Source organism: Afipia sp. 1NLS2 (genome assembly GCF_000178995.1).
Taxonomy (GTDB): domain Bacteria; phylum Pseudomonadota; class Alphaproteobacteria; order Rhizobiales; family Xanthobacteraceae; genus Afipia.
This window is the reverse complement of record NZ_ADVZ01000001.1, coordinates 887,091-900,557: the sequence shown is the minus strand read 5'-3', so window position 1 is coordinate 900,557 and position 13,467 is coordinate 887,091. Positions and strand designations below refer to the sequence as shown.

Genomic DNA, 13,467 nt, shown 5'->3' with positions numbered 1-13,467 from the left:
CGACGGTTGAAACCGGCGGGCAATCATGGCGTGCGATTAGTAAGAACTCAATCGACTACGAGATACCGCGACGGAAGATTTCTACCGGAACAGCGGCGCCGATGATTACAGCGACCGTAGACAAGGTCCGTTTCAAATCGAAATCTACTTTCTTCATCAGGCCCCTATATTATGCACAAAAGCCAGCACGGTCTTGCACGCTATGTGCTCAGAATGCTGAGCATGAGGACATCTAGAGTTGCGACACCCTCTGATCACCGTGCGATCCACGACTATACGGGCGGCCCACGCACCTGCACGGATAGAGATGCAGGGTAGGCGTGCCCGGTGAAAGTCGGTTGTGTCGGTTATGTAGAGAACGGATACGGCGGGCGGTACATCGGCGGGTCCACTGGTGTATGATGTTACTGAGATGGAGGTTTTCGAGATAGTGTTTCAGGGAGACACAGGGAGCTTTCGCACCGTCCGTTTGTTGCTGAGTTTTTGATGTAAGCTTGGGGATCGCGATAATATGTCCGAATGTATGCGCTTCAAGGCGATAGCGAAACAAGCCTGAGCATCGATGTAAGCTTGCGCTAAGTCGCAACAACGCAATTTCGGCCAGCGTCTTTTGCTTGATAAAGTGCGGCGTCCGCTCGAGACAGAATCTCATCGGTCGAATCCGTTGGTCGGATAGAGCAAATTCCAGCCGACATGGTCAATCTCAAGTCTTCTGAGATTGCCGACCAATCCACCTCAGAGATAATCGATCGCAGCCGGTCCAGCATCCGAACTGCTTCGTCCTGAGCAGTGTCTGGCAGAACCAAGAGAAACTCTTCTCCTCCATAGCGCCCCAGTCTGTCGATAGCCCTGATATTTGCAAAGATCGCAATCGCGAAAGTGCGCAGCGCCTCATCACCTGCTGGATGGCCGAACTGATCGTTGATCTTCTTAAAAAAATCCAGATCGATAACGGCGAGAGAGCAAGAAGCTTTGGTGCGTTGAACGCGCGCAATCTCCTCGCTTAAGCATTTTAGTATGTTCCGCCTGTTTCGTACTCCTGTTAGTTCATCCAGCTGGGCAAGCTCTTCGATTTGTTGATAGGCGGCCTTGAGTTCGACGGTACGTTGATGAAGCTTTCGATTTACGGAATTGCCAATGACACCGAAGTACGCACACTGACCGATTGTTGTCACGAACAGACTGGTTCCGGCTAGCCATTCGGCTGGAGTTGTCAGAGGAACGGCAATTGTCGTTTTCAAGACGAAGAGTATTGTTGCTACGCAGCCACCTGTAAGAACCCACAGCGTCGCGGCCTCTCGCGCAGTCATACGCAAGCCCGCCGATGCGAAAATCACGAAAATGACGCTAAGGAAGACAATGCCGATTTCTGGGGCTACGACCAGAAATGCAAGTTGCATCGCGATATTGGTCGCGGCCTGATAGAACGTAAGGAAATGATCGTTGGATCTGTCGCCGATCTTCATTTCCGACAGGACGGCAAAGATGGCCGTTAGCCCAGTGCCGGAAAGAACAAATGCCGCTGGAAGAGTGATCGGGATCACCCCTGCATGCACATAGAGCAACAGAATGAGAGCGCCTGCAACGTAGCTCAGGGCTTGAACTGAGAGTATTTCCCGACGTTGCTTAAGCCACCTTCTTGATTCGAGGGACGATAGTCGAGCTTGCGCAACGCTCGATGAACTTGCTCTGTGCATTTGTACGCGATCGGCCTCTTGGGGAAACGACGACTTGACTGGTTCTCGGGGACAGTCAGAAACCTTGTGTTTGATGCCACAGTGATGAAGCACGAGGCACATCATACGGCGGCGATCGAGAAAGACCTGTTGGGTGAGCTTTTGGCCGGACGTGCCCCGGATCTTTTCGGCAAGGATGGCCAGACCAGATCACTTTGTGGAGTCGTGCGCGGGCATTGGACGAACTTCCTCTAATTTGGGCGACACGGCCGAATCTCATCGTCGCTTCACCTAACGCTCCGATCAGACAGCATTAAAGTACCGCCAAACACTCTGCAGAACGCAACAAAGCTCCGGTCTACTTCAATGAATCGGATGAATGCCGACTGATCGGTGGCAATTCCTTTGGCAGGAATTCTACGCCCATTTCGTTGCTCATCCTCCATCTGACTTTACATCGCCGATAGGCGCGCACACCGGCTGCGCCATTGCTTGAGAGCAAAAGGAGAAACTCCTCGATTTCCGCCATCTCGAGCAGGTTGGAGAACCAAAGCTTGGCTCCCGTTTCCGAAATGTCGATGATCTCGCACGAATGCTGCCAAGCGCCGTCAGATGCGACGATCTGCACCTTCATACCGTTTGAAAATCGAACGCGGGGCTTTTGCCGTTTATCCTGGATCATCATGAAGCACTGAAGCGAGACCGATTGATTGATCAGCTTTGCCGTCGTGACAATACTTGACCTACCCATTTTGGGCATGGTGCTTTATAAGCATGAACGGCAGGAGCAAGCGTTGATGGCCTTAGAAGAGAAGTCGCTGCCCGACGATCTCGTGAGAGCGGTTTCACGGCATACCTTGGCGTATGTCCTATGCTCGATCAGCGAACTATTCCGCCATTATGATTTCGATCCACTGGATCTGCTCATCGTTCATGCGATCCTGAATGCTAACGTGCTAAACGTGATGAAAGATGACGCTTTGGATAAGCGGTTCGCGAGCGTCCATGCGACTGAACCAGACGCGGTTAAGCAGGGTGTCTCGCGAGCGACGCTGTCCCGCTTTCTAAACCTTCCGATCGAAACCATACGGCGGCGCGCGAACCAGCTGAAGAAAAGGGGAATACTGGCGGAACGGGATGATGGGCTGCTTGTCTCTGAAACGAATCAATTCAAGTTCGGCAACAACCATCACCTTCAGCGGATGAACATCATATTTGTCAGAAAATTGCTTCGCGATCTCGCACGCACCGGCATACATGGACCAGACGATCTCTAGTCTAAGGAGTCATGAGTGTGCCAAACGATGGGAGATGCTGCGATATTTGGAAGTCTGTCATTTGTGCTACGGCCTGGTGCCCGAACCATCGGAGCGCTGATGCTGGGCGATCTTCTCGCAGCCGCCCAGGATGACAACCTCATCGACAAAGTCCTTAACCGTCACCTCCTGGAAGCCGTAACTGGTCGACGCGGAGTAGTCGTTGACACGGTGCGGCAGCGCACCAGTATGGTCGACGAGCCCCGCGCAGCCCGCTTTTCGCACCCACCTGTTTGGTCGCCTCGACCGGGTTTCGGCTAACTCTGTCGTATCAGATCGAAGATCACCTTACCGTTTACAGGGCTGTCCGTTTGGTTGGACGCAACGCTTGGCGGCTTGCGGTGCCGGACGGGCCGCGGGTGGTGGCGGAGGACGAACGACTGGTCGTGCAACCGCAACTGGATGCGGAGCCGTGCGCACAACGGCCGGCGGAACAGGGCGCGACATTTGAGGCGGTTGTGGAGGAGCCGGCCGCGCCATCGGCGGAGGCGCCGGCCGTGCAACCGCCGCTCGCGGTGGGATAGGGCGGACGGCGGGCGGCGGAGCGGGGCGTGCCATCTGCGCGGGTCGCGGCGCCACCCGCGCATTCGGCGGTGAGACGACGTGCGCCGTTGGAGGCGGAGCCGGGCGCACAATGCGTGGCGACATGGTTGTTACCGGACGCAGTCCTTGCTGAAGATGCTGGACTGTCGGAGCCGGCCGACCGCGCTGACTGGGCAATGGCTGGACGGCAGTTTTGCTGCCCGATTGCAAGGATGGCACAGCCGGTGGCGGCAGTGTCCCATGCTGCGCCTGCGGATGCGGAGGCTGAGTCGAGGACGGCATTGTGGCGCTCGCCGGAGGCGCTGAATGTGAGCCCGCGGCGCCAGATAACGGCTGCACCGGTGGTTTGCCGCCGGTCGGTGCAAGCGGGGTTTGCGGTTTACCATTTGTTGACGGCAGCGGTTGTCCGCCGGGAGTGCCCGGCAATGGAGATGTAGCCGCTTTGCGATCCAGTGAAGCAGGCACCTGTTGGCCCGACGGGGTGGGCAGTTGGCCGGGCTGCTTGATCGTAGGTTGTGGTCCTGGCATCAGGGGCTTGGTCTGCTGCGCGGGTGTTGGCGGACTGTGCTGCGGCATGGTCATCGCCGCCTTTTTCGCCACTGTTTTCGGCAACGACGGCGCCAGCAAAGCGGCGCCGGCGACTGCGGCACCTGCCGCCGCGATCCCGACAGCGGCTCCATGCGAGGGAGCGGCCGCGACGCTCGGCATATTCGGCGTCGCATGCAGTCCCGGTGGCGGCGCGGCAGGAGAGGTTGCCGTCGGGTTCGTAGCGGCCGGTTGCGGAGCAAGCGCCTGCACCGGCGTGACCGTCTGTGCCTGGCCGCCCGGCCTGGTGATCGTAACCATGTTGGTGGTGTTGTTGATCACGACGGTGTTGTGAATGTTGTTGTAGATGATGTTCTGCGGCGGCGGCGCGATGTATGGCGGCGGGCTGTAATATACCGGCATCGGCACGTAATCGGGGACCGGCAGGACAAACGCCGCGAAGACGGGGGGCGGTGGCGCCAGCACGACGAAGTCCGGTGGCGGCGGCGGCAGGAAAAAGACCGGTGGCGGCGGTGGCGGCGCGAAATCGTAATCCGGATCGTCAAAAACAAGCATCGGCTGACGGAAATACACCACCTCGTCCTCGGGCGGCGGCGGCACATCATAGCTGATTGCCGCAAAGGTCGGCGGAGGCTCGAATGCCGCGGCGAGATACGCGAGGCGGCGATGGGCGTCGGCGACATGCGGGCCGCGCGGATAGCGGCGCAGATACGACCAATAGGCCTGCGGCGTATCTACATTCCGCGTGTGCCTCCAGGTGATCGCTTCCCGGCGCGCGGCGACGATGGCGCGAACCCGTCTCGCCATCGGGTCGTCGGGATAGGCGGCGAGGAAGTCGAGATAGCCTCGTAACGTGTCGCGATCGAGAGCGGCGACATAAGCATCCTGCGCGTCGAGATCGCGGATCGGCTTGGTGCGCATCGTTGCGGTCTGCGCGGTGGATGCCGCAGGCGGCGGTGCGTCGGGTGCGCGATCGAAGAACATCACCGGCGCTTCGACCTTCGACGTGTCCCAGGGGACTTCGCCGCCCTTAGTTGTTTCATTGACGCGCAGACGGGTCCGATCGAACACCTCGGCAAGCGGCAGGCCGCCGGTGCGGATCATTTCCGCAAGGGCCTGAGCATAGGCGCCATACGGTCCCTGCTCCTTCGGAGCCACGGTGCCGGGCGTCGCGTTGAAGGCGATCAACATGTGCGGCTCCGGCTCCACCAGAGCGAGACCGCTGGCCAACGGCTGGCCCGATTGGGCGAACGGGTTCGCGCGCGCGGCATCGAGGACGACGATGCCCGCTTTGATGTTCAGCGCCGCCAGCGGCCGGATGTAGTCCGATAGCCGCAAGGCTTCCAACGGCACGTCGGTATCGCGCGCGAGCTTTGCATCGATCGGCACGAAGTAATTCTCACCCTCGAGCTGCACGCCATACCCGCCGAGATAGATAAAGGCGACGGTGTCGGGGCCGGACGCGCTGACCTTGTCGAGAAACTCGCGGAATGTGCGGCGCAGGGTATCCTGATCGAGATCGCGCGCGCCGACCACGTCGAAGCCGGCGGCCTGTAGCGTTTGGGCGATGAGGCCGGCATCGTTTGCCGTGGTTGGTAATGCTTCCGGCTGATAGGCGGCGTTGCCGATGACAAGAGCAACGCGCTTTTCAGCTTGCTGCGCGTTGGCCGGGGGCAGTGATGTGAACGCGACGAGTACGAATGCAATGCAAGCCAGGAGGCGCATGGATCTTGCTCCGATCATCGCAGATGCCCTGTGCATCTTATCAAAGAGGCCATGAACAACCCCTGAGCGAAAGTGACCCAAATTATGGCGAGGTTTTGATGGTAGCCTGTCAGACAATCGATCAGTAAGTTGGAATTCTCCAGCTTTGCGTGGCATAGCAACTGAGCAAGCTGAGGGCGAAAACCCAGTGTGGTCAGGCGATGTTCGTCATTTGCCGATTTTTAAGACGCGATGACGACCCAGCTTCAATCCAAGCTTGCCAACTTAGCTGAAACTTAGAAAGTCGCGCGAGTGGGCGACCCGATTCAAAGGCTTCTAACGCCCCACCCGTAGCCGACTTAGCAAATCGAACAAGCGCCGAAACGACGCGTATGGTCGTTGGAACGCAGGTGTGGTGGCCTGTTCCGATGCCCCTCCATGTTGGATAGCCGCTGCTTTTGTGTCGGTAGGGCCATTGCGGTATAGCGAGGCGGAAGGCTCACCCCTGACTTGAGGCGTCCGCTATCAGTACCGTCCCCGGTAATAGCGTTCGTCGCATTCGGCAACATAGATGCGTCCATCAGGGGCGCGGTAGCGGCACATTGGCGGACCGCCTGGACGCGGGTTGGTTGAATCGGCGACGGCCGCTCCGAGCAAAGCACCGGCACCTGCGCCGAGGAGCGTACTTCCAGTATTTCCGCCAATGGCCTGACCAAGGAGTGCGCCCGTGGCCCCGCCCAGAACGGCGCCAGTAGCGGTGCGCTGCTCTCCATAGGTCTGCGCGCAGCCCGCCAGGACTGCCCCGAGCAGGGCGATAAACGCTGTGGTCTTCAGATTAGCCATGAATGGAGCCCCTACGATGGTGGGGCACGACGGCTACGCTGCCGTGCCAGAGAATGATGAAAGTATCTGATTGTCCGGTGAATACTTGCTTATCGGCACATCAATCGTCATCGTTCCAGCGACGATGCCAGCCGCCATGCCACCCCCGATCATGTGGCCAGCCGTAATAGCCATTCCCATGCCGGTAGCGGCGCCAACGCCAGTCATCGTCGTCGTCACGATAGTAGCGGTAAGCGCGATCGTAATCCCGACTCCACCAGCAGCGGCCCCATTCATTACAAACCCAACGAACCTGATCCACATTGGATGCTGTGGGCAGCGCCGGAGCGACCGGCATCGCATTGGCGGCTGTCATGGGCAGGCCACCCAGGGCCGCAGCACACGTAACAACCAGAAACATCTTTCGCATTGAAGCCTCCATCGGTTGCTAAGTGCAGCATAGAGCGTGCCGAATGAACCATGGTTGAATGGATTACGGTTCGATCGTGGTAAAATGTGGGAAAGCTGGGAGCTTTCGATAGCGCCCTCAGGGCCAGCCGAAACATTGGCCAGCAGATCTTCGATTCGATCAACAGAGCAATGCATCAACATTGGATGGACGATCACCCGTCGCTGTCCTGGTACGCGCTTTGGCCAAGCGCTCGTCACCATCTTCATGAAATACTTCGATGTCTGGCCTCACGGACGGTTGCTTCGACCAGAAGTGCGAGACACCCAAGGAGAAGAACGGCACCGCCCAAAAGCGGCTCGACATGTCCCGCGAGCAGAGCAGCCACGATCGCGACCAGTAGCAGCGTCGCTGTAGCAAGCCTCGCGTCGGCGAGGAACATGCCGAGAAGCTCCTTGGCAACATCGACGAGAATACTCATCGTGCGGTCACCGGGCGCGGGTGGACGCGTCGAAGCGTAGCTGCCGTTGCGTGAGCGACAACCAAGAACAGCGCCGCAAAGGCAATCAGGGCGATGTCGTGACCGGGCCAATCAATGCCCAGGCCCTCGCCCGTCCAGAAAATGCCGAAGGCCGACAGCATGACTCCGACACCGAATTTCAGGGTGTTCTCGGGGACCTTCGCCAGCGGTTTGTGAACGGCGACACCCACTGTCAGGACCGCTAGGCAGGCCGCGAGGGCGCCCAATGCGGCGGGCCACAGCAAACCACGACCCGCACCAACCGCTATGACGATGAATGCAACCTCAAGTCCTTCGAGCAGCACCGCCTTGAATGCCGTCAGACCTGCGATCCAATCGAGCGAGGCTCGTCGCTGATCGGCAGTCTTGGACAATTGAGCCGACTCGGATGTGAAAATGGCGTCCTCGTTGTGCAGGGCGATGACGCCGGCCGCCCGCAGGGTCGCTTTGCGCAGCCATCCCATGCCGAACAGAAGGAGGAGCACACCGATGACAAGCTGGAGAAGCTGGATCGGGACGCGGCCCAGCAACGGGCCGAGAAGCACGACCGCGAGGCCGAGTACGGCGAGAGCCGAAAGCGTACCGAGGGCTGCCGGTCGCCAACCGCGCAACGTGCCAACGGCCAGGACGATCGTGAACGCCTCCACCACCTCAACGAGCGAGGCGAGGAACGCGGAGCCGATAGCCGGCGCTGCAACACTCCAGGTTGCCGCATCCATTCAACACCTCACGGCTTTGTAGTATTTACGACGTTATGGTATAATTCTCGTAGTAATTATGACGGTTTCAAGGAAGCTGGCCCAAGAAAGTTGACCGACGTGACGATCACGTTTGATAAACGAGTTGCAGACCGTTTCGAGCGGATGAGCCCTGCGGAGCAGCGCGTGATCCGGTTCTTTCAGGAGAATCGGGAGGAAGTGCTGATCGCTTCGGCAGCCGCATTGGCTGCCAAGGCGAAGACCAGCGACGCCACGATTGTGCGGGCAGCAAAAGCACTTGGCTTTACCGGGCTCGACGACCTACGCCGCACCCTCGCCGGCGAGTTGCGTAGTTTGATCACTCCGGCCGAGCGGTTGACGCGAACGCTCAACGAGGTCGGTCCAAATCTTTCTAACGCGTTCGAGATGACGCTCGAGATTCATCTTCGATCGCTCGAAAGCCTCCGTCGCACCATCACCGCCGATCAGTTTAAGAGGGCGGTAAGCAGCATCACCAAAGCGCGGCGCGTTCTGGTCTTCGGCCTTGGGCCGTCGAGCGCCATGGCGGCCTATCTCGTCATCCAGCTTGGGCGCTTTGGTTTGGATGCCGGGAGTCTGACCAACACAGGCCTGCTTTTCGCCGATGACTTGCGGAAGCTGCGCGATGGCGATCTCGTCGTCATCCTGGCCTACGGGCGCGTCTATGCGGAACTGGCAGTCCTCCTCGAGGAGATCCAACGGCGCCGGCTGGCGTCGCTGCTCCTGACGGATACCCTTGCTGGCAGGCTGCGGCGCCGCGTCGATCTCGTTTTGCCCGTGGCACGAGGGCGCGCTGATTTGCTGAGCATGCATACGGCCACGCTCGGGCTGATCGAGACGCTTCTGGTCGGGGTCGCGACAACAAGGCCGCGTCAAACGCTCGCCGGCCTGAAAAATTTAAACCAATTGCGCGAAAGACTGGCCGGAAAAGGTGCGCATTTGCCGATGCCAGGCTCGCAAACTCGCTGAAGGATGTGCCTCGTGGTCGGGAGATGTCCGCTCAGCAGAATCGGCGGCTGATGATTTCGCTCATTTCCGGCTAACCCAGCGATCCTAGAATTGTTCACCCAATGATCGATGGACGATTGCAGTTTCACCTTCCGCCACGTTATCCATGCATGTCGGCGACGATGCAAAGGATCTTCGAAGATATGCTATCGCACGCGTGTTCGCGCGGTCCGGAGATGAAATGCGTGTTCTTTTGATCGAAGACGACCGTATGATCGGCGACAGTCTGATCGCGGCGCTGAAGCGTGAAGGAATGACGGTCGACTGGGTTCGCACCGGAGCCGATGGCGAGGACGCTCTGGCCAATGGCGGCCATGGACTCGTTTTACTGGATATCGGCTTACCTGGTCGATCGGGCGTCGATTTGCTGAAGGATGCACGACGGGCAGGTAATTCCACTCCTGTCCTCATCATCACCGCACGCGATGGCGTCGATGATCGGATCATCGGCCTGGATGTCGGTGCTGACGATTATATCGTGAAGCCGTTCGAAATGCGCGAGCTTCTGGCGCGGATGCGGGCGGTGTTGCGCCGCCATGCCGGCGCCGCTCAATCCATCTTGATTGCCGGTGATGTCACGCTGGATCTCGAAAGCCACGAAGCGACCTATCGTGGGACAACGGCCGTGCTTCCGGCGCGTGAATTCGCGCTGATGCACGCCCTGGCCGAGAGACCCGGCGCAATCTTGTCACGATCGCGCATCGAGGAGCGCATTTATGGCTGGGGCGAGGAGGTCGAGAGCAATGCGATCGACTTCCTCATTCACTCGATACGGAAGAAATTCGATAAGGACGTCGTCCGCAATGTCCGCGGCGCCGGATGGATGATCCCGCGGAGCGAGCGATGATCTCAATACGACGGGCCGCGCTGATCTGGATGACGACCGTCTTGACGATTGTAGGAGCAGTCGCGTTCATCGCCGCATACGTGATCGCGCAACAGGAAGTGGCTGACTTTCTTGACGGCCAACTCCGGCAGATCGCCATCAACGTCGGCGACAACGTGATGTTAACGCCTGCGCCAACTGAGCCACAGGATCCCGAGGATGAACTTGTTATCGAGGTGTGGTCCCGCGCCGGAGCGCTTTTGCGCCGAACGCCGAACGCACCTTCGGTTCCGCGCCTGAATTCGGCAGGTTTTGCGACCATCGACGCAGGGGGAGTATCTTGGCGTGTGTATCAGGCGCGAGATGCCGATCGAACGGTGCAAATCGCGCAACAGATGGAGGTTCGTCGGGAAATAGCGGCTTCGGCGGCAATCCAGGCAGGGATCCCAATCCTGATCCTTATTCCGTTGGCTTGGCTGGTTGTCGGATGGTCCGTCGGGCAATTGACCGGCCGATTGCAGCGCCTCGCAGAGAATATCGCTGGGAAAAGCCTCGACAGTCGAGCGCCCGTACCAATAGCAGACGTGCCGGCCGAAATCGTACCGTTGGTCGAGGCGATGAATGGGCTCACCAACCGGCTGCGCGACGCCTTGGACCAACAGAAGCGTTTTGTCGCCGATGCAGCTCATGAGCTTCGCACGCCGTTGACCGCTCTTCAAATTCAGGTCGACAATCTGGATGCACGGCACAATGACACCGACCCAGCGTCAACCACGAAACTACGAGATGGCTTGGCGCGCGCGCGTCGATTGGTCGAGCAATTACTCCGTCTTGCGCGTTCTGACGAACCAGAGAACGCCTCGACACGAGAAGTCATCGAGCTTTCGAACGTCGTTACGCAATGCGTCGCCGATGTGATTACGATAGCCGAATCCAAGGGCGTGGATCTCGGCATCGTGCAATCCGACCCGGTATCGATCGTGGGCTCACGCAGCGATCTTGCGCTTCTTTTCGGCAACCTGATCGACAATGCGGTTCGCTATACGCCGAAAGGCGGTGTCGTGAACGTCTCTATTCGGCGGCTGAACGGCAGGTTCGTCGTCGAGGTGACGGATACCGGGTCGGGCGTGGCGGAGGCTGATATTCCGCGCCTGTTCGACCGCTTCTTCCGAGCCGCGCCGTTGGACGTTGAAGGTAGCGGTTTAGGTCTGGCAATCGCAGCCTCTGTGGCCAGATGTCATGGCTTTCAAATCGAGATCGTCAACGGCCCGGATCGCCAAGGATTGATCGCGCGCGTATCAGGCTCCGTTTCTTGACACAGCGCAGCTCGCTTATAGTTCTCGAGTGCCACAGCGTTTCGAGTAACGTTGACTGAACTCGCCGGATCATGTCGCAGCAGTCCTTCTCGCTTAGACAAGCGGAAGATCGAGCCGCCAATTTCGCTACTGGCGGGTTGCCTCCGTAGGCTCGGACAATCGATCCCTTGACAACCGACATTATTCGAATTCCAGCGTCTGGATCACTTTGGCGCGCGTACGTCGCTAAAGCATCTAATTCAAAACACGTTGTTTGATGTTTTGAGTGTCGTACAGCGGTTCAGCTCCTGCTCACGATCAAAATTTGCATCCTGACATCGCAGCTTGTTTGGTCTTGGCCGAGAGAGGCGGCACTAGCATCGCTGCAACCTTTCGAGACGGTCCCGGATACCCCCAGAGTCGCGTGGTCGCCTGAAATTCCAGGCAAGACCCACGACCAATGCGCTGGCGGGTCTGTTTCATCCAACTCATGCAGACTGGATCGTCGCGGAAACATAAAGCGGTCCATCCATCACTGACCATAGGCGCATCCGGCGTTTCGAGGGGCCGATTGTAACGCGGGTGATCAGCACTGTAAAAAGCCGTTGCATAAATCAGCCCGTCGTCCCCGCCAACGCGAGATAGAGGTACGCCGAAGGCGGCACGCCAACGCTGCGTCACGACGGTGGCTGCTTCTTGATAGTAGTTGCGCCCCTCCTTGAAGGGATGCCAATTCCGGTAAAGCGCATGGAAGGGCGAGCCGACGAGGAAAATAAGCAGCAGGGAAAGCACGATCGCGGCAAGGTTCGTCGTATCTACCCGGTCGACAGGAAAACGTGTGGCGCAGACCGCAACCACGACAGGCATGAACAACGCCTGAAGGTGCCAAATCCCAGGGAGGCTACTTGAAAATGCGAGAGCGGTCGTACCCGCGAGCAGCACGGTTCCAACGAATATCATGGCCAGCAACCATAGCGATTCATCCAAGTTGGCGAGATCGTGCAGCCATTCGTGCCAACGGAAGCGAATCATTGCGATCCACACAATCGTCGGCAAGATCATGAAACCGGCGATTCCGAGGAAAAATTTCGCCACATCGGATACGGACTCGGAGAACGGAAGTCCGGCGTGATCGAGCGCGTAATGGAAAGACGGTTCACCATGGGTCCGCAGCCAAAGAATGTGAGGCGATAGAGCGATCAACCCGGCGACAATCGAAATCCAGGGCGCTTTTGAGCCGAAATATTGCGCACGGCGCGGATGGCAGAGCGCCGCAAAACAGAAGCCGGCAAGCAGAAATACGGAATAGTATTTGCCGAGCATGGCCAGAGCGCCGAGCAGCCCCGCCAGCACTGACCAAAATATATCGCGCTTCTCAAATGACCGAAGGAATGCGTAGGTTGCCAGAGGCCACGCCGCAAGCAGGACGCTGTTGGCATTGAAGCGTTGCGCGTGAAAATCGTAGGCCGGGAGTAGAAACAATAATAAGAGAACAATGAGCCGCTTGTCGCCCCGCACGAACCGCCTTGCGATCAAGTCCACCGACCACAGCGCGACAGCCGCGTTCACCGTTGCCAGAAGCTGGAAGGACCAGTCGGCCTTGGGAAAAATTAAGGTCCAGCCGTGGACCACCCAACCCATCAGCGGCGGATGCTTGGCGTTTCCCCAGGCCCAATCTCGACCCACCGACCAAGTCTCCAACACATCCGGGTGCAGACCGGCATTCCAGTATGCCAGCACAAGCGTCAGGGTCCAAATAGCAACAAAGCCGACCAAGAACGCAGGAATAGCCCAACCTGGTTCAACTCCATCAAGCCAAAGCATGATATTGCGACGCCAGGCTGTGGCGTAGCGATCCGACGGATACGAGATCGCTAGGTTCGATTGATATAACAAATTGTCTGGGGGATCTTCGCGCAAGGGTGCCAACATTAAGGGAGGGACGACGATGGGTTCAGAGATTTACCGAGACCATTGCCGGCAGAAGGTCAGATCAGTGTCTTTGCACCCGGCAGAGGCAGCCTTGCATTTGCAAACGACACAGATCGCACGATCGTATTTCCGC

The 13,467-nt window shown here is 58.5% G+C and carries 12 protein-coding genes and 1 pseudogene; 4 read left to right on the top strand and 9 right to left on the bottom strand.

Annotation, left to right across the window (positions count from 1 at the left end):
• Positions 1–575: 575 nt before the first annotated feature.
• Positions 576–1,544, bottom strand: coding sequence for a GGDEF domain-containing protein (locus tag AFIDRAFT_RS04360; protein WP_198007799.1), 969 nt, complete (start codon positions 1,542–1,544; stop codon positions 576–578).
• A gap of 490 nt (positions 1,545–2,034) precedes the next feature.
• Positions 2,035–2,361, bottom strand: a complete 327-nt coding sequence (locus AFIDRAFT_RS04350; protein WP_198007798.1) for a PilZ domain-containing protein — start codon at positions 2,359–2,361, stop codon at positions 2,035–2,037.
• Positions 2,362–2,386: 25 nt separating this feature from the next.
• On the opposite strand from AFIDRAFT_RS04350, the gene AFIDRAFT_RS04345 reads away from it, so the two are divergent.
• Positions 2,387–2,953 (top strand): hypothetical protein, encoded by a 567-nt coding sequence (locus tag AFIDRAFT_RS04345; RefSeq protein WP_245258111.1) that lies wholly within the window; start codon positions 2,387–2,389, stop codon positions 2,951–2,953.
• Between the two features lie 78 nt (positions 2,954–3,031).
• Here the strand turns inward: AFIDRAFT_RS04345 and AFIDRAFT_RS20155 are convergent.
• The 6 genes and pseudogenes from AFIDRAFT_RS20155 to AFIDRAFT_RS04315 all read right to left on the bottom strand — a co-directional run.
• Positions 3,032–3,216 (bottom strand): annotated as a pseudogene (locus tag AFIDRAFT_RS20155) (Mu transposase domain-containing protein); the annotation flags it as partial.
• A 64-nt stretch (positions 3,217–3,280) separates the two neighbouring features.
• On the bottom strand, positions 3,281–5,806 hold the full coding sequence (locus tag AFIDRAFT_RS04335) for a caspase family protein (RefSeq protein WP_009337920.1): 2,526 nt from the start codon (positions 5,804–5,806) through the stop codon (positions 3,281–3,283).
• A 504-nt stretch (positions 5,807–6,310) separates the two neighbouring features.
• Entirely contained in the window at positions 6,311–6,628 is a 318-nt protein-coding gene (locus AFIDRAFT_RS04330) for a YMGG-like glycine zipper-containing protein (RefSeq protein WP_009337919.1), read from the bottom strand.
• Positions 6,629–6,728: 100 nt separating this feature from the next.
• Positions 6,729–6,983 carry a hypothetical protein gene (locus AFIDRAFT_RS04325; protein WP_245258110.1) on the bottom strand — a complete coding sequence of 85 codons (255 nt, stop codon included), beginning with the start codon at positions 6,981–6,983 and terminating at the stop codon, positions 6,729–6,731.
• Positions 6,984–7,281: 298 nt separating this feature from the next.
• Positions 7,282–7,497 carry a hypothetical protein gene (locus AFIDRAFT_RS04320; protein WP_009337917.1) on the bottom strand — a complete coding sequence of 72 codons (216 nt, stop codon included), beginning with the start codon at positions 7,495–7,497 and terminating at the stop codon, positions 7,282–7,284.
• Complete coding sequence (locus AFIDRAFT_RS04315; protein WP_009337916.1) at positions 7,494–8,255, bottom strand: COG4280 domain-containing protein; 762 nt, start codon at positions 8,253–8,255, stop codon at positions 7,494–7,496. The genes AFIDRAFT_RS04320 and AFIDRAFT_RS04315 overlap by 4 nt, the downstream gene beginning before the upstream one ends.
• 99 nt (positions 8,256–8,354) lie before the next feature.
• Here AFIDRAFT_RS04315 and AFIDRAFT_RS04310 point away from each other — a divergent pair, with 99 nt between their 5' ends.
• The 3 genes from AFIDRAFT_RS04310 (at position 8,355) to AFIDRAFT_RS04300 (ending at position 11,423) form a co-directional block, all read left to right on the top strand.
• The gene (locus AFIDRAFT_RS04310) at positions 8,355–9,242 is read left to right on the top strand and encodes a MurR/RpiR family transcriptional regulator (RefSeq protein ID WP_245258144.1); all 888 of its coding nucleotides are present in this window, start codon (positions 8,355–8,357) and stop codon (positions 9,240–9,242) included.
• 220 nt (positions 9,243–9,462) lie between these two features.
• A complete protein-coding gene (locus AFIDRAFT_RS04305; protein ID WP_009337914.1) occupies positions 9,463–10,128 on the top strand; it encodes a response regulator in 666 nt (221 codons plus the stop codon).
• Complete coding sequence (locus AFIDRAFT_RS04300; protein WP_009337913.1) at positions 10,125–11,423, top strand: ATP-binding protein; 1,299 nt, start codon at positions 10,125–10,127, stop codon at positions 11,421–11,423. The genes AFIDRAFT_RS04305 and AFIDRAFT_RS04300 overlap by 4 nt, the downstream gene beginning before the upstream one ends.
• 297 nt (positions 11,424–11,720) lie before the next feature.
• On the opposite strand, the gene AFIDRAFT_RS04295 is transcribed toward AFIDRAFT_RS04300, so the two are convergent.
• Positions 11,721–13,322 carry a glycosyltransferase family 39 protein gene (locus tag AFIDRAFT_RS04295; RefSeq protein WP_245258109.1) on the bottom strand — a complete coding sequence of 534 codons (1,602 nt, stop codon included), beginning with the start codon at positions 13,320–13,322 and terminating at the stop codon, positions 11,721–11,723.
• Positions 13,323–13,467 lie beyond the last annotated feature (145 nt).

What these genes read in the sequence shown, in the direction of transcription:
- AFIDRAFT_RS04350 (WP_198007798.1), bottom strand. Translation starts at nt 2,361, where the DNA reads ATGATGATCCAGGATAAACGGCAAAAGCCCCGCGTTCGATTTTCAAAC.
- AFIDRAFT_RS04335 (WP_009337920.1), bottom strand. Translation starts at nt 5,806, where the DNA reads ATGCGCCTCCTGGCTTGCATTGCATTCGTACTCGTCGCGTTCACATCA.
- AFIDRAFT_RS04330 (WP_009337919.1), bottom strand. Translation starts at nt 6,628, where the DNA reads ATGGCTAATCTGAAGACCACAGCGTTTATCGCCCTGCTCGGGGCAGTC.
- AFIDRAFT_RS04325 (WP_245258110.1), bottom strand. Translation starts at nt 6,983, where the DNA reads ATGACAGCCGCCAATGCGATGCCGGTCGCTCCGGCGCTGCCCACAGCA.
- AFIDRAFT_RS04320 (WP_009337917.1), bottom strand. Translation starts at nt 7,497, where the DNA reads ATGAGTATTCTCGTCGATGTTGCCAAGGAGCTTCTCGGCATGTTCCTC.
- AFIDRAFT_RS04315 (WP_009337916.1), bottom strand. Translation starts at nt 8,255, where the DNA reads ATGGATGCGGCAACCTGGAGTGTTGCAGCGCCGGCTATCGGCTCCGCG.
- AFIDRAFT_RS04305 (WP_009337914.1), top strand. Translation starts at nt 9,463, where the DNA reads ATGCGTGTTCTTTTGATCGAAGACGACCGTATGATCGGCGACAGTCTG.
- AFIDRAFT_RS04300 (WP_009337913.1), top strand. Translation starts at nt 10,125, where the DNA reads ATGATCTCAATACGACGGGCCGCGCTGATCTGGATGACGACCGTCTTG.